We start from the raw sequence: 23,106 nt of genomic DNA, 5'->3' as shown, positions 1-23,106 counted from the left end.
ATGGGATGATTAAGGATAGATTTGAGCGGATCGAGTTTCGTCAATCCATTATCAGTATCTCCTACACTTACAAAGGTATATTTCCATGTTTTTTTCTTGGGCTATTCACCACCTTATTTTCTAACATCTTAAAAGCTTTTATCAACTTTATGCGGGTTTGAGCAGGTACAATTACTTCATCGATAAAACCACGTTCGGCTGCGCGGTAAGGATTTGCAAAAATATCAGAGTATAATTTTTCCTTTTCCAACCATTTTTCCTGTGGGTTTGAGGCAGATGTAATTTCTTTTTTAAAGATAATCTCGGCAGCACCTTTTGCCCCCATTACTGCAATTTCAGCACTTGGCCAGGCATAATTCATATCTGCACCAATGTGTTTACTGTTCATAACATCGTACGCTCCACCATATGCTTTTCGGGTAATAACGGTAATACGGGGAACTGTGGCCTCACTAAAGGCATATAAAAGTTTAGCCCCATTGCTGATAATGCCATTCCATTCCTGGTCAGTACCTGGTAAAAAGCCAGGAACATCTTCAAAAACCAATAAAGGAATGTTAAAACAATCGCAAAAACGAACAAAACGTGCGGCCTTGGTTGAAGAATTGCTGTCTAAAACCCCTGCCAGATAAGCAGGTTGGTTAGCTACAATTCCGATGCTTCTACCGGCTAATCGGGCAAACCCAACCACTATATTTTCGGCAAAAGCGGCGTGGACTTCTAAAAAGCTTTCCTGATCTGCCACTTCGTTGATAATGTCTCGCATATCATATGGCTGTGTTGCGTTTTCAGGGAGGTATGTATCAAGCGCTGTTCGGAGTTCATCTGAAGATTCGTATGGCAGAAAATCCGGAGTCTCTTCACAGTTTTGTGGCATATAGCTTAAGAGTTTTTTAACATGGTTAATGGCCTCTATTTCATTTGCGCAGGCAAAATGGGTTACGCCGGATTTTGTTGCGTGGGTATTGGCTCCTCCCAGTTCTTCAGAAGTTACTTCTTCGTGGGTTACTGTTTTAACCACATTTGGCCCGGTTACAAACATGTAAGAAGTGTTCTCAACCATGAGGATAAAATCGGTGATGGCTGGAGAGTACACCGCACCACCGGCACATGGCCCCATGATGGCTGAAAGTTGTGGGATGACACCCGAAGCCTGCACATTGCGGTAAAAAATATCTGCATAGCCACCCAGAGATACAACTCCTTCCTGAATCCTGGCGCCACCGCTATCGTTTAAGCCAATCAATGGTGCCCCATTTTTCATGGCCATATCCATTAGTTTGCAGATTTTTTCAGCATGAGTTTCTGATAATGAACCGCCAAAAACGGTGAAATCTTGAGAGAAAACGTAGGTTAAGCGTCCGTTTACTGTACCATAGCCGGTAATTACACCATCACCCGAGTATTTTTCGCGTTCCATTCCAAAATCTGTACTGCGATGTGTAACCATCATGCCAATTTCTTCAAAGCTACCCTCGTCTAGTAAGAAGTGAATGCGTTCTCTTGCTGTAAGCTTGCCCTTCTTATGTTGATTATCAATTCGCGCTTGTCCACCACCTAATTTGGCTTGTTTGATTTTATCTTGCAATAAGGCTAATTTCTTTTCCATACAGATACTTTAGATTTTAAATTTAAAAATTACAGGCGGTATTACAAGTATCATTGTTTGTACAGCTACCATTCTTTCAGCATTAGTATCAGGAATTGAAAAACTGTTCCTTAAAAACACCTTGATTATAACTCAGTCCTTTGATGCAATATCTTATTCTTTTGGATAGTATTGGAGCTCTGGATGTGAGTAGAATACCCGCGTTATAGAGGCCTTTTGCCTAAAATAACATGATTTTTTACCTTAATATATACTGATAGTGATCCCTTGTTTAGAATATTTCTAGTTTATTTTTGTTATTAATATTATTGATAATCAGTTGTTTGAGCTATTTTCCTTGTCTAATTTTCACTTATATTGCATTTTTTTTACACCTTCATGCATTGAAAAACCAATTATGCGCTTATTTTTGTAATAGTAGATTAGAACGAGATTAGAAAAACACTATGTTTTTAAGAAAATACAGATATATAATCGTAGCCGCATTTATGGGCATCTTCATGGCGAAGATGTGTATATCGGGTGCGCCTGTATTTTTTACAACATTGGATAAGGATATTATGAATGCCGTAATCATGCAAATCGAGTTAGAGCATGAAGGCGGAAAAGACTCCGCCAAAGACACCGCAAAATTTACCGATTTTAAATTGGTAGAACTTCATCATCCAGTAATTTCTTACGAGTTTTCTTCTGGACATTTCTTTTTAAAGAGTAGCTTTATTGAGCATTTTAAGCGGTATGTTGATCCATATCACCCTACTGTTCCTACCCCTCCACCCAACTTTATTTAGTCTTTTTTTTGGTGTTTAACCCTTGTCGTCATTTTCATTAATATGCTGATGGGGCTGGTGTTTGCTGCGGGCAATTTTTGATGCTGCGCGGTAATCTTAAACATCACGATTTATTCGTTAAAATTTACTAGATAATTATATCGTTATGCAAAAGTTTAAGCCGTCCAGTTCAGGTACGGATGTGAAGAAATATTTCTTAAAAAAGAATCTTAAAAAAGATTTACCCTCAAGTATTGTAGTGTTTTTAGTGGCCTTGCCACTCTGTTTAGGTATCGCACTGGCCTCTGGTGCGCCTTTATTTGCCGGTTTAATTACCGGTATTGTAGGTGGGCTTGTGGTATCATCTGTAAGTGGTTCGCAGTTGAGCGTTAGTGGTCCTGCAGCAGGGCTTACCGTAATTGTTTTAGGCGCTATTACCTCTTTAGGAAGCTATCCGGTTTTCTTGCTTGCGGTAGTACTTGCCGGGGTTTTTCAGGTGATTCTTGGCCTAATTAAAGCAGGAACAATTGGGAATTATTTTCCATCCAGCGTTATTGAAGGAATGCTTGCTGCAATTGGTTTGATTTTGATTTTAAAACAACTTCCGCATGCTTTAGGTGTGGATTCCAACTTTAGCGGTGATGAGGGCTTTTTTCAGCAAGATCATGAAAATACGTTTTCAGCCATTACTGCTGCACTTGGTCATTTTAGTTTGGCTGCAGTAGTTATCAGTGTATTGTCAATCGCTATTTTAATTATCTGGCCAAAATTTAAAAAGTTAAGCATCGTTCCTGCTCCATTACTGGTTGTCGTATTGGGCGTGGTTGCAACATTACTCTTTGCCGGAACTTCACATGCTTTAAGGGCAGATCAAATTGTAAAAATTCCTGTTGTGAATGGCTTTTCTGAATTTCTTGGCCTTTTTACTACGCCTGATTTTTCTGCATTGGCCAATAAGGATGTTTATATTGTTGCTGCAACCATTGCTGTAGTTGCCAGTTTAGAAACGTTATTGAGTATCGAAGCCGTTGATAAGATTGATCCTATTAAACGTGTTTCTCCAACTAACAGAGAATTGGTTGCTCAGGGCTTGGGTAACATGACCAGCGGTATGCTAGGTGGATTACCCCTTACAGCAGTTATCGTAAGGAGTTCTGCGAACGTAAATGCAGGTGGTAGAACCAAAATGTCGGCTATTTTTCACGGCACGTGGTTATTGTTATCGCTTTTGTTCATTCCACAGGTAATTAATATGATCCCACTTTCTTGTTTGGCAGCTATCCTTTTAATGACAGGATATAAGTTAACCAGAATCAGTTTGTTCAAGCACATGTACCACAAAGGTTGGGATCAGTTTGTGCCATTTGTTGTAACCGTATTAGCAGTGCTATTTACCGATTTACTTAAAGGTGTAGCTGTAGGTATGCTGGTATCGGTATTTTACTTATTGCGTACCAATATGCGGAATCCGTTTTTCTATCGCATTACCAATGAGGGCGATAAAAAGCACATCAGAATCAAACTGGCAGAAGAAGTATCCTTTTTAAACAAAGCAGCGATACAGGTAGTTTTAACGAATATACCAAACGAAACCAATGTAATTATTGATGGTACAAACTCCAGGTATATCGATCCGGATGTTTTGGAAACCCTTAACAATTACAAACATAATGCCTATACAAAAGGTATCATTGTAACATTTGAAAACATTAAAAAACATTATACGGTTCCGAAGCTAACCAATAAAATTGTAGAAGAAATTAACAGTTAATATTATGTGCGCAAAAACTATAGAAACAAAAGATATTACGTATTCAGGCTTATTAGAAGGTAATAAAGATTGGGTTAAAGATATGATCCAGACAGATCCGGATTTTTTTGATAAACTTTCTGCGGGTCAGGCTCCACCAGTATTGTGGATTGGTTGTTCTGATAGCCGCGTTCCAGCGAATCAGATCACCAATACTAAGCCGGGAGATATCTTTGTACACCGTAACATTGCCAATGTTGTGGTGCATACTGATATGAATTTACTTTCGGTTTTGGATTATTCAATTAATGTATTGAAAGTAAAACATGTAATTGTTTGCGGCCATTACGGTTGTGGAGGTGTAAAAGCAGCCTTGGGTAATAAGCAAGTTGGAATTATTGATAACTGGTTGAGAAATATCCGTGATGTATATCGTGTTCACGAAAGTGAGTTGAGCAGCATTACTGATGAAAACCAAAAGTTTGACCGCTTAGTAGAGCTTAATGCCATTGAGGGGGCTGCGAATGTAACCAATACCTCTATTGTACAAAATGCCTGGGCTAATGGTCAGGAGCTTTCTGTACATGCATGGGTGTACAGTTTGAAAACAGGTTTAATTAAAGATTTAGAGGTAACCTGTGCGGGCATTGACGGCGTTCCGCCGGCTTTTAAAGTGAGTTTATAACATCTTTTAAGATGTTGTTTTTTTAGTTGTTAGGAAAGCCCCAACGGATGTTGGGGTTTTTATTTTTTCTCGGTATTGGGCATATTTCCGGCTTCTCCCGGATTGCCTTTTTCGGCATCTGCACGAGCTTCTTCTGATCCGAAATCGCCAAATCCAAAATCTCTGGATATTCCATTGGCATCTGATTTTACAACGTTTTCCTGTTCTTTATCGTTACTGCGATGCCTTGGAACCTGGTTGGAGGGTAGGTTAGAGGTCTCTGCATTTTGGGTTGCTTTTTCATCAGCAAGGTTTTTATTTTCTTCCTTTTTCATCTTTTTTCTAAATTGGTTACATCAATAGAACATTGTAAAATGGGTTTGGTTTGCACAAACTGATGTTAACGAGCCCGGTGAATGGCACATGAGTTTTTTGCTTTAAAAAAAAAGCATCTTCGGTTGCCCAAAGATGCTTTTTAATGTGTTAAAGCACTGATTTCAAATGATCCAATGCCTAGTGAATCAATATCCTAATCTTCTGCTAAGAATGGATAACGGTAATCTGTTGGTGATTCGAAAACCTCTTTGATGGTTCTAGGAGAAACCCAACGTAACAAGTTGATCATTGAACCAGCTTTATCGTTAGTACCTGAACCTCTGGCTCCACCAAATGGCTGTTGGCCAACTACTGCCCCTGTACATTTATCGTTGATGTAAAAATTACCTGCTGAATTGCGTAAAGCATGGCTTGCTTTCTCAATCGCATACCTGTCCTGGGCGATTAATGCACCGGTTAAAGCGTATGGAGAAGTGGTGTCGATGATGGTTAAAATCTGATCAAAATCCTTATCAGCATAAACATAAACGGTTAATACCGGACCAAACAGCTCTTCGCACATGGTCGTATATTTAGGGTCATCAACCACTAATACTGTTGGTTCTATGAAATATCCTTTACTTTTATCGTAGTTACCACCAGCTATGATTTCTACACCTTTATCTTTTTTAGCCTGATCGATATATTTCGCCAGCTTATCAAACGAACGCTCGTCAATTACGGCATTGATAAAGTTGCTGAAATCTTCTGTTCCACCCATTTTGAAGGTAGCGATATCGCGCAACATTGATTTTTTAATTTCTGGCCACAGGCTTTCAGGAATGTAAACACGGCTGGCAGCAGAACATTTTTGACCCTGGTACTCAAATGCACCACGCACAATTGCGGTGTTAGCAATATCAACCTGAGCAGATGGGTGTACCAGGATAAAATCTTTACCTCCGGTTTCGCCTACAATACGTGGATAAGATTTGTATTTGTGGATATTGGTTCCTATGGTTTTCCAGATTTCCTGGAATACTTTAGTAGAACCTGTAAAGTGGATACCCGCAAAATCCGGGTGATTAAAAATTACATCTCCAGTTTCTGGTCCGTCTGCATAAACCAAATTAATTACACCATCAGGTACACCAGCTTCCCGGAAAATCTCCATTAAAAGGTTGGCAGCATATACTTGCGTATCAGCAGGTTTCCATACTACTACATTACCCATCATGGCTGCAGATGCAGGCAGGTTAGCGGCAATTGCAGTGAAGTTGAATGGCGTAAGCGCGAAAACAAAACCTTCTAAAGGACGTTGTTCTACACGGTTCCAACTTCCACGAGGTGAAACAGGTGGTTGTTGCTTATAAATATCGGCCATGTAACTTACATTAAAACGCAAGAAGTCGATTAATTCACATGCGGCATCTATTTCTGCCTGGTAAGCATTTTTGCTCTGCCCCAGCATGGTAGCAGCATTTAATTTATAACGGTATTTTCCGGCAATTAAGTCGGCAGCTTTTAAGAAAATTGCAGCACGGTGTTCCCAGGCCAGGTTTTCCCAATCTTCTTTAGCGGCTAATGCAGCATCGATGGCTTGCTTGATATGGGTTTTATCGCCAATACTGTATTGTGCTAATATATGTTGATGATCGTGAGGAGGTACTACTTTACCTTTTTTGGTGGTATGAACCTGTTTGCCGCCAATGTACATCGCAATGTCTTGTTGGTGCGAACGGGCCTCAGCCAATGCTTCTTTTAATAAAGCACGTTCTTTACTGCCTGGGCCATAATTTAAAATAGGTTCGTTTACCGGAACAGGTACGTTAAAAAATCCTTTAAGCATAGTGTTATTTTTTATGATTTGTGCAAAGATAAGGCTTTTTGAGCTAGGCAAATCTATTCTTCTGTAAAGAAAATCGGGCAAACGTTTGATTATGTTTGAAGATGCTTCTAGCTAAATAGTTTTTGCTTCATGATGTCCATAAAATCCTTTCTGTAGTGTCGACGATTAAGGTTTCTGCAGTAATACCTTTAAGAATAATTCGATTTCCATCAATGGAAGTAATTTTATCTACAGCAACAATAAACGATTTTTGCACGCGGATAAAATGGCTTTTTGGTAAGCGCTACCCTACATCTTTCGTTGTAATCAGGGCAAGTGTTCTGGTGCCGCGGTGATGAAAGGCTACATAGTTTTTCATGCCCTCCATAAAGTCGATTTCATCAATGTTGATTTGCAACATCTTCCCTTTGGCTTCTGTTTTCACCAGGAAATAATCGTCTGCTGAAGGTTGGGTTGGTGTATTGATTTGGTTGATTTGAATGAGTTGCTGAGCTTTAGAAATGGCCTGCAAAAACCGGGGTAAGGCAATCGGTTTTACCAGGTAATCTATTACGTTTAAGTCAAATCCAGTTGCTGCAAAGTCTTTATATGCCGTGGTGAGGACGAAATTCAAATTTCGGTTATTGACCGTATGAATAAGGTCAATGCCAGACATTTCAGGCATATAGATGTCTAAGAAAACGAGGTTTACATGGTTATCATTCAGATACATAAAGGCCTTTACCGGGTCAGTAAATATGGCTAGTGTTTTCAGGTTCGAAATATGCCTGACATAGTGTTGTATAATGGCTATTGAATGTTCTTCGTCGTCTACTATAATGCAAGTAATCATACGGCAGAGGTTTGACATTGCAATCCGACTTACTCCGATACCATAAGAATTTTCCTTTGCTATTTAGGTTACAACTTCGTCAGTTCTACCTCATTATCCAGAATTATCTATCGCTTCTTTCTTCCATATTTAAATCGGTATCGAACGGACTTTTAGTAAAAGGATAGATGGATTGCTTAACAAACCCTTTAGGATAAGATCCTTCGTGAACACCTGTGCCAGCTGGCCACTCACTACCGGGAAGGTGATAAGTGCCAAAAATCATATCAATAAAAGGAAATATAGACGCGAAATTATGTCCGTAATACTTCGGGTCTTCACAATGGTGCCAGTGATGGTATTGAGGGGTTGTGAAAATGTATTTGATGGGACCGAAATTGATTCTGGTGTTTGCGTGAATTAATACGGCATGAATAGCAATAAAAATAATGTAAACATTGAATACTGTTGATGAAAAACCTAAAACATAAAGTGGGATAAAGGTCATTGCCCGGGTAAAAAAGATATCTATAAAATGCGTGCGGCTTCCTGCAAGCCAATCCATATTTTGTGTGGAATGGTGTATAGAATGAAAACGCCATAGCGAAACACGGCTATGAAAAATACGATGTGCCCAGTATTGAAATAAATCGGTGCTGAAGAAGGCCAGAAATAGCGCAACTAAAAATGGTAAGCCCTGGACCCAGGTATGAAGTTTATCTAATCCCATCCAGCCAAAGAATAAAATAGCAGGTTTCTGCGTAATGATTCCAAAAAACTGGATAAATAAATGGCTGACAACGAAGTAGGTTAAATCTGTTCGCCATTCTGAATGGAATTTAGTTTGTTCTTTGTTTTTAGGGAAAAATAATTCGAGGGGAACAAAAATAGCAACCATTAACAGAAGGTCTAAAATCATCCAATCTAAGCCAAAATGCCAGTTCGATTTAGCCACATCTCTGCCTTCAACACTCATGGCACCCAATATCACAGCTAAAGCCGCAAGCAGAAATCCGGGGTAAGCCCATTTTACTTTTTTACTCAAAAGAAGGCTTAAAGCAGAAAAGAAGAAGGATGCAATTACACCACCAAGCATCATTACTTCCATGCTTTCTTTTGTATAAATTTCCCTGAATTCTGGTGTAGTTAATTTTTCGGGATAATGAAAACATAGGATTCCCAATAAGACTAAAACAGCTAAAAAAATAGAAATGTAGCCACTAATTTGGCCCTGGCCGACTACTAAGCGTTTGTTCTGAGACATTAAAATGATAGGTTGATCAGCAACAATAATAAGAAAATTCATTTGTTTATTCCCAATTTGCTGGTTATAGGCTATGTCGGAAAAATTAGAATAGTGTAACTGATTTCCATAAAACTATTCCTTGTACAAATCAGTCAAACCTTTTTTACATCCTGGGGTTGCTTTTAAAGGGGCATTCATCACTATGCCATTCTTTTTTAAATAATCTGTACTTTTGAAACACTCAGTATGCTATTAAATTACTTACGGCTTTTACTCCTTCCTTTCTCCTTAATTTACGGAATGGCAATCATTCTTCGTAAAAAGCTTTACGATTGGGGGCTTATGCACTCAGTTAAATTCGATTTACCTGTAATTTGTATCGGAAATCTCGCCGTAGGCGGATCTGGAAAAACACCAACTACCGAATATTTGGTTCGGTTGTTAAAAGAATATAAAGTAGCTATCCTGAGCAGGGGCTACGGTCGGAAAACTAAAGGTTTTATAGTGGCAGATGCTACCGCTACTGCTGATACGATTGGGGATGAACCTTTGCAATATTATCAGAAATTCAGTCAGGTAACCGTTGCTGTTTGTGAAGATCGGGTAAAAGGGATCAATAAATTAAAAGAAAACCATGAGGTTGTTATTTTGGATGATGCTTTTCAACATCGCGCTGTACGGGCAGGCTTGAACATTTTACTTTTTGAATTCAGAAAGTTAGGTACTTTACAGTTTTTACTTCCTGCGGGTAATTTGAGAGATGTTTTTTCTTCGCGTAAAAGAGCTGACGTTTTACTGGTTACTAAATCTCCGGTACCCTTGTTGCATGTAGCTCAACAGGCTTCAATAAATGAACTGCAACCCAATCAAAACCAACCCGTTTTGCATTCCTATTTAAAATACGGTCAGCTTCAGCACCTGATGCAGAAGGATAGCCGTTCGCTGGAAACAATTACAGATTATCAGATTTTCCTGCTTACTGGAATTGCCAATCCATCCCCCCTGATTGAAGAGTTAGGTAAGTATACAAAAGATATTAAACACGAGGAATTTCCTGATCACCACGCTTTTACTACAGATGATATTAAAAAATTTAAGGCCGCTTTTGAAGGGGAAGATCGAAAAGAAAAAATCATCATCACAACAGAAAAGGATAGCCAGCGTTTAAGAGCTACTAGATTTGAGGATTTACTGGTAAATTTACCGATATATTATTTACCCATCGAGGTTGAATTATTTGAGGAAGATAAGATTACCTTTGATGAACTTATTTTGAACTATGTTAAGAGCAATAGAAGAAACCGTTGAATATATAAAACGTAAAACTGAAAATTTCAAGCCTGAAATCGGCATTATTTTAGGTACTGGTTTAGGTGGTTTAGTAAAGGAAATTGAAGTTGAACACCAGCTCATGTACTCTAATATTCCAAACTTTCCAATTTCTACATTAGAATTTCACAGCGGAAAGTTAATTTTTGGAACACTTAACGGAAAGAAAATTATTGCTATGCAAGGCCGTTTACATTATTACGAAGGCTATACCATGCAGCAAATTACCTTTCCGGTGAGGGTAATGAAGGGTTTAGGTATTGAGAATCTCATTGTTTCTAATGCGGCCGGATCACTTAATCCCGATTTTAAGAAAGGTGATCTGATGATTATCGAAGATCACATCAACCTTCAGCCAGATAATCCATTACGCGGAATTATAGAAAGTTCGTTAGGCCCCCGTTTTCCCGATATGAGCGAACCTTACAAACGCTCAATCATTGCAAAAGCGATGGATATAGCTAAAACAGTAGACGTAAAATGCCATAAGGGTGTTTATGTTGCGGTTTCCGGGCCAAACTTAGAAACTAAAGCAGAATATAAATACTTGCGATTAATAGGCGCTGATGCCGTTGGGATGAGTACTGTTCCGGAGGTAATTGTTGCCAATCATGCTGGTTTGCCTGTTTTTGCCATTTCCGTTTTAACAGATGAAGGCTTTCCAGAAGATTTACAGCCTTTTAATCTGGATGAAATATTAGAAGCTGCAGCTAAGGCAGAACCTAAAATGACAGAAATTTTAACGCGTTTAATCGCTGAGCTTTAAGATGAAGAAAATTCTTTATATCTTTTTTTTGCTATCGATCGGTTCGGGGATCAATCGTGCTTTTGCGCAAGATTTGAAAACTGATGTAGGGGCCAATAAAGAAATGGATTCGGTGCGTAAAAAACTAGATGCAGGGAAAGACTCTGTTGTTTTTACGGCAAAATACATTAAATACACCAAGTTATCTTTGAGCAAAGACAGCATCATACTGTTGCCCTTGGATACTTCTACTGTGAATATTCAAAACTATAGTCCACTGCTTCAACCACAACATCCAACGATTAGTAATGGAAACATGGGACTATCTGCACGTCCGTTATTATATGAACCCAGTAGAAGGATTGGTTACGATGAAGGATTTCATTCGCTGGATTATTATGCGTTAACACCTGAAGATATTATTTTTTATCAGGCTAGAACACCTTTTACAAGTTTATACTTTGTAAGTGCAGGGCAGAAGGAGCAGATTTTTAGAGCCATACATACCCAGAATATCAAAAAAAACTGGAATGTTGGGGTAAATTTTAACCGGGCAGATTCTAAAGGTTTTTACAGCAGACAGCGGGGAGATAACTTAAACGTAGCGCTCTTCTCCTGGTATCAGTCACCTAATAAACGCTACAACATGTGGGCTTCGGCCATATTCAATACCATGCGCGCTTACGAGAACGGCGGAGTAGTGGAAGCAAATATCTTTAGTGATACCTATACCAAAATTGCAAGGGACGCTGAAGCCGTTAAGCTCTCCAGCAGCAGAAATCTCTACCGGAAAAATATACTCTTCTTAAAACAGAGTTACTATGTAGGCAGGATAGACAGCTCTTCTAAAGCTTCGTCGGTTTTGCCTACCAATAAGGTCACTTATACGGTTCAGTTAGACAATAACAGTTACGATTTTTATAAAAATGAGGCTGATCCTTACAATGTATTGCCCCAGGGATTTGCAGATCCCAATTTTACCAACGATTCTACCCATGTTCAACATTTAAAAAACGAGTTCATCTACAGTTTCTTTCTAAGGGCCAAAAATTCTACCGTAATTAAGAATGAACTGAAAATTGATGCCGGAATACGTCACGACCACTACAATCAGCGGTTTATGGGAATCAAATCTGACGGGACTAACTATCTTACTACAGATTATTCTTACCAAAATATAACTGTTTTGGGTGCTGCGGGATATCGTTTTAATAGCAATATTGATTTTAATTTAGATGTTCAACAGATTTTGCAGGGTGAAAATGGTGGCGATTACCTTTATGAAGCCAAGAGCAGGGTACTTTTAGGTGATAAGATTGGACGATTGGAACTGGGTGCTTATGCACAAAACCAGAGTCCATCGGCGCTGTTTCAGACTTACAGAGGCAATCACTACCAATGGATCAGTAACGATTTTAAGAATGTTAAGATTGCCAATCTTTCTTTCAATTATATCAACGATAAGTATGGATTCACAGCTGGCGCGAAATATTACCTAACCAGCAACTACCTTTATTTTACGCATGATGACTCTAACGGAAGCAACGCCATTTTGCCAAAACAAGAAACTGCTGATATCAGCCTGATCAGGATAGATGTAGCCAAGAAGTGGAGCTTTGGCAAGTTTATGATGGAGAATTACGTTGCTTATCAGAAAACGGATAAAAATGCTATTCTGAGGACACCAGAATTCTATACGTATAACAGTATTTATTTCAGGAATACGTTTTTCAAGGTACTTAAAGCTGATATTGGGGTAGATATCCGGTATAATTCGGAATATGCTAATTACCTTTATTCTCCTGCAACAGCACAGTTTTACATTGATGAGAAAAATCCCGTAACTTTTCAATCCAAACCCATTGCCGATGTGTTTTTGAAAGCCAATTTAAAAAGGGCAAATCTATTCGTAAAATATGATTTTGTAAATCAGGGGCTATTTCAGAAAGGATATTATACCGTTAACCGATATCCTATGCAGGATGCCTTACTCAAATTTGGTGTCTATTGGAACTTTTACGATTAAAAATAAGAAGGCCTGTTGAAGTAAATCAACAGGCCTTCTTTTTAACTTTGTTATCTCTAGAATGAATAACCAACTGAGAATCCTAACACACGATTAGTTAACTTGTTGTCATTTACTCTGTTATCTTTTGGAGTAAGATTAGTTAAGCCTAAACCATAGTTAGCACCCACAACAAAGCCAGAGTTTAATCTGTAAGCTAAACCGAAGTTGGCACCAAAGTCAGTACTTCCAAAATCTTTATCGCTCGAACTTCCGAAATCCAGGTCAGTTTCTGATGAAGTTGATCCGGCAGCATTACCACCTGTAACGGTCGTTTCAACCTTGTTTTTGCCGGAAATGTTAAAACCTACATAAGGACCAGCACTGATTTGAATAGCACCAGCATCACCTGTTGGGATACGGAACACGGCATTAATCGGAACTTCAATAGCCATTAAGTTTGTTTTACCTGAAATGGTAGTGGTTGTATTACCTACAGTAGAGGTAGATTCTACTTTAGCTCCTTTATTTTGCAGGGAAATACCTGGTTGAATGAAGAAGTTATTGCCCACTCCGAAATCTCCAAAAGCAGTAACATTAAAGCCAACATTATCTTTCATATTGTCGTTAAATGCATCGTTGTTACTCATGTGAAATCTCGATAAGTTAACACCAGCTTTTAAACCGAATCTGGCATCGTTTCCACTCATAGTAGTTTGTGCAAATGCACCTGTAGTAAGTAAAAGTGCTGTAGCACCAAATAGTAACTTTTTCATAATATTTTTCTTTAGGTAAAGAATCTTGTTGTTAAAAAATCAGGGATGAACCTGTTGTTAATTACTGTCCTATTTCCAAAAGCTGTGCCAAAGTATTATTTGTGTTACATCTTGAGTTTGTAACCTGTTGGTTTACAGTGCTTTTTTTTGCCTTATAAAAGCTTTGCATACAAGTTTGCCAAGAGCAGTTTTATACTGTTTTATTGTATAGATAAAAGGAATCTTGCCTGCATAGGCAAAAAATATCTGAAGTTAGCAGATATGCCAGAAGTTAAAATTTATGTTTTTTGAGGCTTTTTCTTTGCAGCGGGGAAAAGTACATTATTCAGGATTAACCTGTATCCGGGAGAATTAGGATGAAGGTTTAGGTCGGTAGGTGGGTCGCCAACAGCATGTTGATAGTCTTCTGGGTCATGGCCGCCATAAAAGGTAAATTGTCCTTTGCCAATTTCCCCATGCAGGTACCTAACCTCTGCAGCACCTTTATTTTCGCCTAAAACTGTAACACTGGGTTTTACCAGGCTTTTTCTAAAGGCAGTAGTTTGCCCCATGAAACCTTTGATCACTTTATCATGATTTTGAGTAAGCATGGTAGGAACAAGATCCCATTTAGCCGAAAAGTCAAACAGACTAAAAAAATCATTGCTTTGGTTCAAAGCCCTGTTTTGTGTAACATCAATGTCAGAAAATTCGTAATTCATTGGATTATTATCCAGCCTGAAATTCTGGAAAGCCAAAGCTTTGTTAAAATCTAACTTAGCCTGCGCATTCGGATCGGCCGGATCGCCGTCGAACATCTGTGCGCAAATATCTGTCCCTTCTGCCGCCAGGGCAATATCGAAACTATCTGTTCCGGAACACATGGCGAAAAGGAAGCCCCCACCAGCACAGTATTCTTTAATTTGTTTAGCAACAGCAAGTTTCATTTCTGAAACTTTTTTAAAGCCAAGGCGTTTTGCAAGAGTTTCCTGGTTTTTAACATCCTCCTGGTACCAGCTGGCATACCTGAAAGATGACCAAAAACGACCAAACTGTCCTGTAAAGTCTTCATGATGAAGGTGCAGCCAATCGTATTTGCTTAATTTATCCTGAATAATATCATCATCATAAATTACATCATATGGAATTTCGGCATAGGTTAATACGAGCGTTACAGCGTCGTCCCAGGGAAGCTTACTTTTTGGAGAATATACGGCAATTTTAGGTGTTTTTTCCAATTTTACCATTTCCATATTTACAGATGGATCACTGATTTCATTTAACAGGTTCACTACCTTTCCATCAGCCATCACCTCGTAGGAAACACCCCTGATTTTTAACTCGTCCTCCACTGTCTTGTTGTACTTGATCAGGAAACTACCGCCACGATAGTTTAATAACCAATCTACTTCAACCTGCTTACTGATAGTCCAGTAGGCTATACCATATGCTTTTAAATGATTTTTTTGCTCTTCATCCATATAGATTAATAGAGAAGAGGCCCTGAGTCCCAGTGAGCACAGGATACAGCATATAAGAATATAATATTGCTTTATCAAAATGGCAGATGCTTAAAACACTAAAATACCGCATTTAAACTACTTAGAAAAATTTATTGATGTTATAAGTTACACAATTTTGTTATTTTTGCCCTCTACTTTGAAAACGCAATGTTTTTTAAGGTTGATTAAAAACTATAATTAGTAACGTATTGATATGAGTAAAGCGATAATAAAAACTGAAAAAGGTGATATGACCGTAGAATTCTACGATAATGATGCACCGAAAGCTGTTGAAAACTTTAAAAAACTGGCTAAAGAAGGCTTTTATGATGGAGTTACCTTTCACCGGGTAATCCCTAACTTCGTAGTTCAGGGTGGTTGTCCGAATTCAAAAGACCCTGCAAAAGCACACCTGGCAGGTACTAGTGGTCCGGGATATAAAATAGATTGTGAGTTAGATGGTGATAACCAATATCACGATCGTGGTGTATTATCAATGGCACATGCAGGCCGTAATACTGGTGGATCACAATTTTTCATCTGCCACAGCAGAACCAATACAGCACATTTAGATCGTAACCATACTTGTTTCGGTAAGGTTGTTGAAAATGTTGATTTGGTTGATGATATCCGTCAGGGCGACAAAATATTAAATATTGAGGTTTTAGAAGACTAAGAACTGGATTGAAGCTGGGGATTGATGTAATATCGAATCTTCACTTCATTCTCAAAATAATAAATTATGAACTTAAGAGGAATTGTTGCCGTTTCAGGCAGACCAGGTTTATTCAAGCTGGTAGGTCAGAATAAAGTTGGTTATATTTTAGAGAGCCTTGATGAGGCTAAAAATAAAATTGTAGCCAATATGACCAATACTAAATTGGCATCACTGGAAGACATTACAGTTTACGGTGAAGACGAAGAGATTAAACTGGTAGATATTTTTAATAAGATCTCGGCAAAAGGAAGTACTCCAGATGTAAAAGCTGATGGTACAACTTTGCGTTCATTTTTTCATGAAGTAGCACCTAATCACGATGTTGAGAAGGTGTATGCTTCGGATATGAAGAAGATCATTTCTTGGTATAACCTGCTTAAAGATCTGCCATTGTTTACAGAGGAAGCTCCGGCAGCACCAGCCACCGAGGCAGAAGCCAAACTTGCGGAAGAAAAAGTAGAGAAAAAACCGAAAGCAGCTGCTAAACCAGCAAACGCAAAGGCAACTACCAAAACATCTGCTCCTGCTAAAAAAGCAAACATGACAAGCAAGAAAGGCGTTTAAGTTTTCTTGATTAAGATAAAAACGCATCAGGTTTTACCGGATGCGTTTTTTTATGCTAAAAAAAGTACCAAAGTACCGCGATGATAACGAGCGAGATTATAATGCTGATCCATAGCGCTTTATCGTTTCCGCTTTGATTGCTTTTATAGCGGTATGTCCGCTTATATTTATCTAATAACATAATCTTTTATTTTAATGATGATAAATGATACCAAAATCCATATCTGTTAGGCATGATGGTATGGTTCCCCTTTTAAAATGCTAAATCCACGGTATAACTGCTCTACAAAAAATAACCTGATCATCTGGTGGGAAAAGGTCATATCAGATAAAGAAATTAAGCCATTTGCCCTTTTATATATGGATTCGTCAAAACCATATGGGCCTCCAATAATAAAAATCAAATGCTGAACACTCCCCACCATCTGTTTATTCAAGTATTCAGAAAATCCTACCGATGTATACTTTTTTCCTTTTTCATCCAGTAAAATTACAACATCACTGTTATTGATTTGTTTGTGCAATAACTCTCCCTCTTTTGATTTTTGCTGGGCTTCGCTTAAATTTTTAACATTCTTCACATCCGGAATGGCTAAAAAAGTAAAGTTAATGTAGTGCTTTAAGCGATTGATATACTTATCTATGCCTTCAATTAAATATTTGTCTTCTGTTTTGCCGATGGCGATAAGCGTGATCTTCATCTATTATTTTCCCTATCTTAGCTTTTTTGAGATCCAAACTTAGAGAATAGTTTGTTAAAAAAACAATTTAATCGATACCCCAAGGAATAACCTTTGCGATATGTTAATGACATCAGAACAGATTTTAGCTAAATACAGTGAAAAAATAAGTGAAATTGAAAATCATATTTCGGGGCTAAAAAAGTTAATAGATAAGCTCTCTTACTATAGAGTTGGCCTGTTTTTGCTCGAGATTTTTTTATTCGTGTTATTGCTGCGCTCTGAAAATGATGGCTGGCGGGCACTGATCCAGATTGCTTTAGTTTTACCGGTTATTGCCTTTGCCATTATTGTACGTAAACAAAGTCAGCTGGATACTGCAGTGGCGTACCAAAAAGAATTGCTTTGGGTTTATCAGAATGAGTCTAATGTGATCCGGGGCCATGCAAATGGTTACGATCATGGAGCAAAATACGAATCTGAGTTGCATCCTTATACATCGGACCTGGATATCTTCGGTTCGTCATCCCTTTTTGCCTTGGTTAACAGGTGCAGTACTAAAAGTGGAAATGAGGTATTGGCAATGCAACTTGCGCACAACAACCCAGTTAACACCATTCGGGAAAGGCAGCTTGCAATACAAGAAGTGGCGGCTAAAATTGATGATACTTTTAGTTTCAGGGCAAATCTTCATGGTCATGATGTAAACCAGATCGAACTAATTAAAACACAGCTTACCAGTCAGCTGGGGCAAAAGCTAGAATTTGTCCGACCTGTATTTTTAAGGTTCTATGTGAGGTTGGTACCATTCCTTACCCTGGGTTTAATTTTAGGTGGTATCCTCATCAGCGGTGCTTTCTGGAATATTCTTGTCTTATTTTTGGTCATCCATATGGGCTGGAATGTTTTATTGAACGCGAAGATCAATCAGGTGTTTTATGGTTTTGGAGGTGGCTCAAATCTTTTGAATGGTTATGCAGAGGCTATCCGCTGGACAGAGAAAATAGATTGGAAGAGTGCCTACATTTTACGCTTATTTGATTCCAAAATTCCGGTTAGTAAAGAAATAAAGGCCCTGTCTAAAATTATTCAGAATTTTGATGCCCGCTTAAACCTGATTGTAGGCGGAATCTTAAATGCCTTATTTCTTTGGGATTTGAGGTGTTGCATCAGTCTGGCTAAATGGCATCAATCATGCAGTAAAGATGTAGTTTCAGCCCTTAATCATCTGGGCGATTTTGAAGAACTCATTTCCATTGCCACTTTGGCCTACAACCAGCCAGATTGGGTTTTTCCTGAACTTGCCGAAACTTTTGAATTGAAAACCGCAGATTTAGGACATCCTTTAATTAAACTTCAGGAACGTGTGAGTAATGACTTTGCCTTTGAAACCAAGCCAACTGTGGATGTAGTAACCGGTTCAAACATGGCAGGCAAAAGTACATTTTTAAGAACGGTAGGCATTAACCTGGTGATGGCTTACGCGGGAGCTCCGGTTTGTGCGAGTCAAATGTCTACCGCTGTTTTTGCTTTAAATACTTATATGCGGATTAAAGATTCTTTGAACGAGAGTACTTCAACCTTTAAGGCAGAACTTAATCGCTTGAAGATGATTTTAGATCATGTTGTTAAAGATAAAAGCACCCTGGTATTAATTGATGAAATGCTGCGTGGAACGAACAGCAGGGATAAGTATCTTGGATCGAAGGTATTTGTAGAGAAACTTATTGCAGAAAAAACACCTGCATTGTTTGCTACACATGATTTGCAATTGGCTGATTTAAAAGAAAAACATCCGGATACGTTAAGGAATTTCCATTTCGATATTCAATTAATTGATGGAGAAATGAAGTTTGACTACAAGCTTAAACAAGGGCCTTGCTCTACCTTTAATGCAGGGATCTTGTTAAAGCAGATTGGCCTTTCTTTGGATTAAGCTATGTGGGATGCTTGTCGCGATATTTTCTAGGTGAAATTCCCATAATCTTTGCAAACAATCTGCTAAAATAATAGGGATCGCTGATTCCAATTTTTAATGCAATTTCATTGATCCTTAAATTGGTAAAGAGCAGATATTGAGTAGTTTCCTGAATTTTGAGTTGATTGAGGTAATCGATGGGAGAACTTCCGGTTTTCTTTTTAAACAGGGCAGAAAAATAAGATGGTGATAAATATATGGCCTGGGCTATTTCTTTCAGGTCGAGGGCTTTCTCAATATTATTGCGCATAAAATCTATCGCCTCTTCTATTTTATCTTTTCCAGGTTTGTCATTTTCTTCCAGTTGTTTATCAGAATAAACGAACTCCGCCAGATACTGATGAAAGCATAGGTTGGAGTAAATCATATTTTCCCTGCTAAATCCCCTTTCCAGGCGATTATAAACCCTATCAAATATTACTTTCTTCTCCTCTCCAAAACCTGTAAATGTTTTATAATGCTGTAATTGTTGTACTAAAGCATCAGCTCCCGGTCCAGCAAAATGAATCCAATAAATAGTCCATGGTAACTCATTATCCGCATAATAGAGGTGAGCTACTTTTGCCGGGATGATTATAAAATTGCCTGCTTCAATCTGAAATACATTTTCCTTCAATTCTACAGTTCCTTTTCCCTCAAAGCAATAGATTAATATATTTTGATCTGCACCATTGATCCTTTTGCAATAATGATTCAATGCCTTTGAATAATAGCCGATATCTGTAATGTATAGGTTTCGTATGATATCATTTTTCATACATAATCTGGTTAATACACTCTTGGGGATAATAATTGCTTTTTGATATTCAAAACCATCTTTTTTTTTAACGAATTGCTTGTTCATACTGCTGTATCAAATGGTAATATGCGGATATAATTTAAGTAATATAATCCATCTTTTAGGCAAATTAATACATTTTTATGACTGTCATTTTTCATGATATTTGATTTAAGGGAATAAAACAAAAATAATTACTAACCAAATATGCTTACCCTAACCACTTTAAACTGCCAGCTAAAGCTGCGGTGTGTTATCGTATTTGCATAGTGCAACATTAATTCGAAACCAATAAATGTTATTAAAAAGGAAAATACTATTTGCATCAGGTTTTACTTTGGTGGCATTCGTTTTAATCGCTTTTTCTCTTTTCTCTCCGGAAAAACCAGTAGATTTTAATACTCAGGTAAAACCTATTTTAAACAAAAAATGCATTTCTTGCCATGGTGGAGTAAAACAGCAGGGAGGATTTAGTGTGTTGTTCAGGGAAGAAGCCTTGGCCAATACCAAGAGCGGTAAGCCTGCCATTCTTCCCGGCGATCCGGAGCAGAGCGAATTTATTAAACGTTTAAAATCTAATGATCCGGAAGAACGCATGCCCTATAAACATCCGGCGCTTAATAACGAAGAAATAGACCTGCTTAGTAAATGGATTAAACAGGGGGCAAAATGGGGGAATCACTGGGCTTATGTTAGTGTGAAACCCACTCCAGTGCCCGATATTGAAAATGATTGGACAAGAAACAACCTGGACAAGTTTATTTTGGCGAAATTGGAAGAAAACCAGTTAGAGCCATCTGCTGCAGCTGATCGGGCTACTTTGCTGAGGAGACTGAGTTTGGATCTTATCGGTACTTATCCATCGGCCAAACTGGCTAAATTTTATTTAACCAGTAAGAATGAAACGGAGGCCTATCGTATATTAGTGGACAGCTTATTAGCCTCGTCGAAATTTGGAGAACGTTGGGCATCGATGTGGTTGGATATTGCACGATATGCTGATACCAAAGGCTATGAAAGCGATCCTAACCGGAATATCTGGAGTTATAGAGATTGGGTAATCAAAGCTTTTAACCAGGATATGCCATATAATCAATTTATTACCGACCAGATTGCAGGAGATTTATATGCTAACCCTACGGATGCACAATATATTGCCACAGCTTTTAGCCGAAATACACCAACGAACGACGAAGGAGGAACCAATAACGAAGAATTTCGAACCGCTGCTGTATTGGATCGTGTAAATGCAACCTGGGAAGGTTTAATGAGTACAACATTCTCTTGTGTACAGTGCCATAGCCACCCTTATGACCCCTTTAAGCATGATGAATATTATAAATTCATGTCGTATTTTAACAATACCAGAGATGAAGACGTTACGGCAGAATATCCATTGTTCAGGAATTTTAATGATAGTCTCAGTGTTAAGCTCAAAGAACTAAATGCCTGGGTTAAATCAGTAGCAGGTTCAAAAAGAGCAGAAGAGATAAGTTTGTTTCTGAAAACAGGACAACCGGCAATAAATTCTACAACTGCAGACCAGTTGGTTAATTCGGTAATCGGAAACCATAATATTGCTTTGTTCTTTAAAAATAGTTCATCTGCAAGACTAAAATCGGTCGATTTGGAGCAGGTAAACCAACTGATTATGCGCTACAATTGCAGTAAACCCAACGGCACATTAAGCCTGCATTCTGGATCTCCTGACGGACCGGTTATTAAATCCTGGAAATTGGCTCAAACAAAGGGGTATGAAAATGTGGTGATTGATTTCGCTCAGCAGCAGGGTATCAGAGATATTTACCTGAAATATACCAATCCATCAGTAAAAAATCCGGACGAGTTTATGGTATATTTTGATTGGTTTCATTTTACGCAACAATTTCCGGGAAAAGGAAAGCCTGGATATGCGGAGCATCAAAATATCTTCTTAACCCTGATGAATACACCGGTACCTACTACTCCGGTTATGGTTGAGAATCCATTGAGCATGAAACGCAAAAACTATGTTTTTGAGCGTGGTGCATGGACATCTAAAGGAAAGGAAGTTAAAGCTGGTGTTCCCAATTCTTTGACCTTCGCTATGCCAAAAAATGCACCTGATAATAGAATGGGGCTGGCTATGTGGCTAACGGATAAGCGAAATCCTTTAGTTTCCCGAACAATGGTTAACCGCTTATGGGAACAGCTTTATGGCGCCGGACTGGTAGAGACATTAGAAGATATGGGTACCCAGGGTATGAATCCTACTCATCAGGAACTTTTGGATTATATGGCTTATCAGTTTATGTATGAATACAACTGGAGTGTTAAAAAAATGCTCAAAGAATTGGTGATGATGGCAACTTACCGTCAGGATAGCCGGGTATCGGAAGAATTGAAGGAGAAAGATTTATTCAATAAATTTTATGCACGTGGCTCACGCATCAGACTGAGTGCAGAGCAATTAAGAGATCAAAGCCTCGCGGTATGCGGTATACTGAGTAATAAAATGTATGGGCCACCTGTAATGCCCTGGCAACCGGAAGGGATTTGGTTTTCACCTTACAATGGTGACAAGTGGGTAACCAGTGCCGGAGAAGAGCAGTATCGCAGAGGGATTTACACCTATTGGAAAAGGACTGCTCCATATCCCTCTGCCATAGCTTTTGATGGTGCATCAAGAGTGGTTTGTAGTCCGCGACGGATTCGCACCAATACACCATTACAGGCGCTTGTTACGCTAAATGACAGTGTTTACATCGATTTAGCCAGAAAGCTCGCTTCCAGAATGGAGAAAGCTGGCGGAAATACAAGCAGCCAAAGAATTTCAAAAGGATATGAATTAATGCTTTTTAAAGCAATTCCAGCCAACAGGCTAAAGATTTTTGAAGATTTATATGTGAAAGCATTAAATGAATTTAAGAAAGATCAATCGAGCGTTTCTGCATTTATGGGCGATAAAAAGAAGAAGCATAAACCAGAGGATGCCGCAATGGTACTGGTGGCCAATGCGATGCTTAATCTGGATGAGGTGATTACCAAAAATTAATGAT

At 38.5% G+C, this 23,106-nt stretch carries 19 protein-coding genes and 1 pseudogene; 10 read left to right on the top strand and 10 right to left on the bottom strand.

Annotated elements, in window-relative coordinates:
- Positions 1–67 precede the first annotated feature (67 nt).
- Complete coding sequence (locus ACQY77_RS08630) at positions 68–1,609, bottom strand: acyl-CoA carboxylase subunit beta (protein ID WP_421938381.1); 1,542 nt, start codon at positions 1,607–1,609, stop codon at positions 68–70.
- Positions 1,610–2,055: 446 nt separating this feature from the next.
- Here ACQY77_RS08630 and ACQY77_RS08625 point away from each other — a divergent pair, with 446 nt between their 5' ends.
- The 3 genes from ACQY77_RS08625 (at position 2,056) to can (ending at position 4,814) form a co-directional block, all read left to right on the top strand.
- Positions 2,056–2,400, top strand: a complete 345-nt coding sequence (locus tag ACQY77_RS08625) for a hypothetical protein (RefSeq protein ID WP_421938382.1) — start codon at positions 2,056–2,058, stop codon at positions 2,398–2,400.
- A 145-nt stretch (positions 2,401–2,545) separates the two neighbouring features.
- Positions 2,546–4,150 carry a SulP family inorganic anion transporter gene (locus ACQY77_RS08620; protein ID WP_421938383.1) on the top strand — a complete coding sequence of 535 codons (1,605 nt, stop codon included), beginning with the start codon at positions 2,546–2,548 and terminating at the stop codon, positions 4,148–4,150.
- A gap of 4 nt (positions 4,151–4,154) precedes the next feature.
- Positions 4,155–4,814, top strand: a complete 660-nt coding sequence (can, locus tag ACQY77_RS08615) for a carbonate dehydratase (protein ID WP_421938384.1) — start codon at positions 4,155–4,157, stop codon at positions 4,812–4,814.
- A gap of 59 nt (positions 4,815–4,873) precedes the next feature.
- Here the strand turns inward: can and ACQY77_RS08610 are convergent, their stop codons facing one another.
- From ACQY77_RS08610 to ACQY77_RS08590, 5 genes and pseudogenes are all read right to left on the bottom strand, one after another.
- On the bottom strand, positions 4,874–5,128 hold the full coding sequence (locus tag ACQY77_RS08610; protein ID WP_421938385.1) for a hypothetical protein: 255 nt from the start codon (positions 5,126–5,128) through the stop codon (positions 4,874–4,876).
- A gap of 194 nt (positions 5,129–5,322) precedes the next feature.
- A complete protein-coding gene (gene pruA / locus ACQY77_RS08605) occupies positions 5,323–6,957 on the bottom strand; it encodes an L-glutamate gamma-semialdehyde dehydrogenase (protein WP_421938386.1) in 1,635 nt (544 codons plus the stop codon).
- A 127-nt stretch (positions 6,958–7,084) separates the two neighbouring features.
- Positions 7,085–7,228 (bottom strand): annotated as a pseudogene (locus tag ACQY77_RS08600) (hypothetical protein); the annotation flags it as partial.
- A gap of 12 nt (positions 7,229–7,240) precedes the next feature.
- Positions 7,241–7,789 (bottom strand): LytR/AlgR family response regulator transcription factor, encoded by a 549-nt coding sequence (locus ACQY77_RS08595; protein WP_421938387.1) that lies wholly within the window; start codon positions 7,787–7,789, stop codon positions 7,241–7,243.
- Positions 7,790–7,892: 103 nt separating this feature from the next.
- On the bottom strand, positions 7,893–9,074 hold the full coding sequence (locus ACQY77_RS08590) for a sterol desaturase family protein (protein WP_421938388.1): 1,182 nt from the start codon (positions 9,072–9,074) through the stop codon (positions 7,893–7,895).
- 186 nt (positions 9,075–9,260) lie between these two features.
- On the opposite strand from ACQY77_RS08590, the gene lpxK reads away from it, so the two are divergent.
- From lpxK to ACQY77_RS08575, 3 genes are read left to right on the top strand one after another with little or no spacing between them, the layout of a single operon-like run.
- Positions 9,261–10,322, top strand: coding sequence for a tetraacyldisaccharide 4'-kinase (gene lpxK, locus ACQY77_RS08585; RefSeq protein ID WP_421938389.1), 1,062 nt, complete (start codon positions 9,261–9,263; stop codon positions 10,320–10,322).
- Complete coding sequence (locus ACQY77_RS08580) at positions 10,294–11,109, top strand: purine-nucleoside phosphorylase (protein ID WP_421938390.1); 816 nt, start codon at positions 10,294–10,296, stop codon at positions 11,107–11,109. Before lpxK ends, ACQY77_RS08580 begins: the two co-directional genes overlap by 29 nt.
- A gap of 1 nt (position 11,110) precedes the next feature.
- Positions 11,111–13,114: a putative porin gene (locus ACQY77_RS08575; protein WP_421938391.1), complete on the top strand. Its 2,004-nt coding sequence runs from the start codon at positions 11,111–11,113 to the stop codon at positions 13,112–13,114.
- Positions 13,115–13,170: 56 nt separating this feature from the next.
- On the opposite strand, the gene ACQY77_RS08570 is transcribed toward ACQY77_RS08575, so the two are convergent.
- On the bottom strand, positions 13,171–13,869 hold the full coding sequence (locus ACQY77_RS08570; RefSeq protein WP_421938392.1) for a porin family protein: 699 nt from the start codon (positions 13,867–13,869) through the stop codon (positions 13,171–13,173).
- 278 nt (positions 13,870–14,147) lie between these two features.
- On the bottom strand, positions 14,148–15,329 hold the full coding sequence (locus ACQY77_RS08565) for an asparagine synthetase B (protein ID WP_421938393.1): 1,182 nt from the start codon (positions 15,327–15,329) through the stop codon (positions 14,148–14,150).
- Positions 15,330–15,564: 235 nt separating this feature from the next.
- Here ACQY77_RS08565 and ACQY77_RS08560 point away from each other — a divergent pair, with 235 nt between their 5' ends.
- Together ACQY77_RS08560 and ACQY77_RS08555 are read left to right on the top strand one after the other, a co-directional pair.
- Complete coding sequence (locus ACQY77_RS08560) at positions 15,565–16,026, top strand: peptidylprolyl isomerase (protein ID WP_421938394.1); 462 nt, start codon at positions 15,565–15,567, stop codon at positions 16,024–16,026.
- Positions 16,027–16,092: 66 nt separating this feature from the next.
- Positions 16,093–16,632: a DUF5606 domain-containing protein gene (locus ACQY77_RS08555; protein ID WP_421938395.1), complete on the top strand. Its 540-nt coding sequence runs from the start codon at positions 16,093–16,095 to the stop codon at positions 16,630–16,632.
- Between the two features lie 227 nt (positions 16,633–16,859).
- On the opposite strand, the gene rlmH is transcribed toward ACQY77_RS08555, so the two are convergent.
- Complete coding sequence (rlmH, locus tag ACQY77_RS08550) at positions 16,860–17,333, bottom strand: 23S rRNA (pseudouridine(1915)-N(3))-methyltransferase RlmH (protein WP_421938396.1); 474 nt, start codon at positions 17,331–17,333, stop codon at positions 16,860–16,862.
- Positions 17,334–17,433: 100 nt separating this feature from the next.
- On the opposite strand from rlmH, the gene ACQY77_RS08545 reads away from it, so the two are divergent.
- Entirely contained in the window at positions 17,434–19,248 is a 1,815-nt protein-coding gene (locus ACQY77_RS08545) for a MutS-related protein (protein ID WP_428430128.1), read from the top strand.
- A gap of 1 nt (position 19,249) precedes the next feature.
- Here ACQY77_RS08545 and ACQY77_RS08540 read toward each other — a convergent pair whose 3' ends face one another.
- Positions 19,250–20,047, bottom strand: a complete 798-nt coding sequence (locus ACQY77_RS08540) for an AraC family transcriptional regulator (protein WP_421938398.1) — start codon at positions 20,045–20,047, stop codon at positions 19,250–19,252.
- Positions 20,048–20,363: 316 nt separating this feature from the next.
- Between ACQY77_RS08540 and ACQY77_RS08535 the strand changes: the two genes are divergently transcribed.
- The gene (locus ACQY77_RS08535) at positions 20,364–23,102 is read left to right on the top strand and encodes a DUF1553 domain-containing protein (RefSeq protein WP_421938399.1); all 2,739 of its coding nucleotides are present in this window, start codon (positions 20,364–20,366) and stop codon (positions 23,100–23,102) included.
- Positions 23,103–23,106 lie beyond the last annotated feature (4 nt).

Source organism: Pedobacter sp. (assembly GCF_965279535.1).
Taxonomy (GTDB): domain Bacteria; phylum Bacteroidota; class Bacteroidia; order Sphingobacteriales; family Sphingobacteriaceae; genus Pedobacter.
Note: the sequence above shows the minus strand (reverse complement) of the source record. Positions and strands in the feature narration are given on the sequence as shown.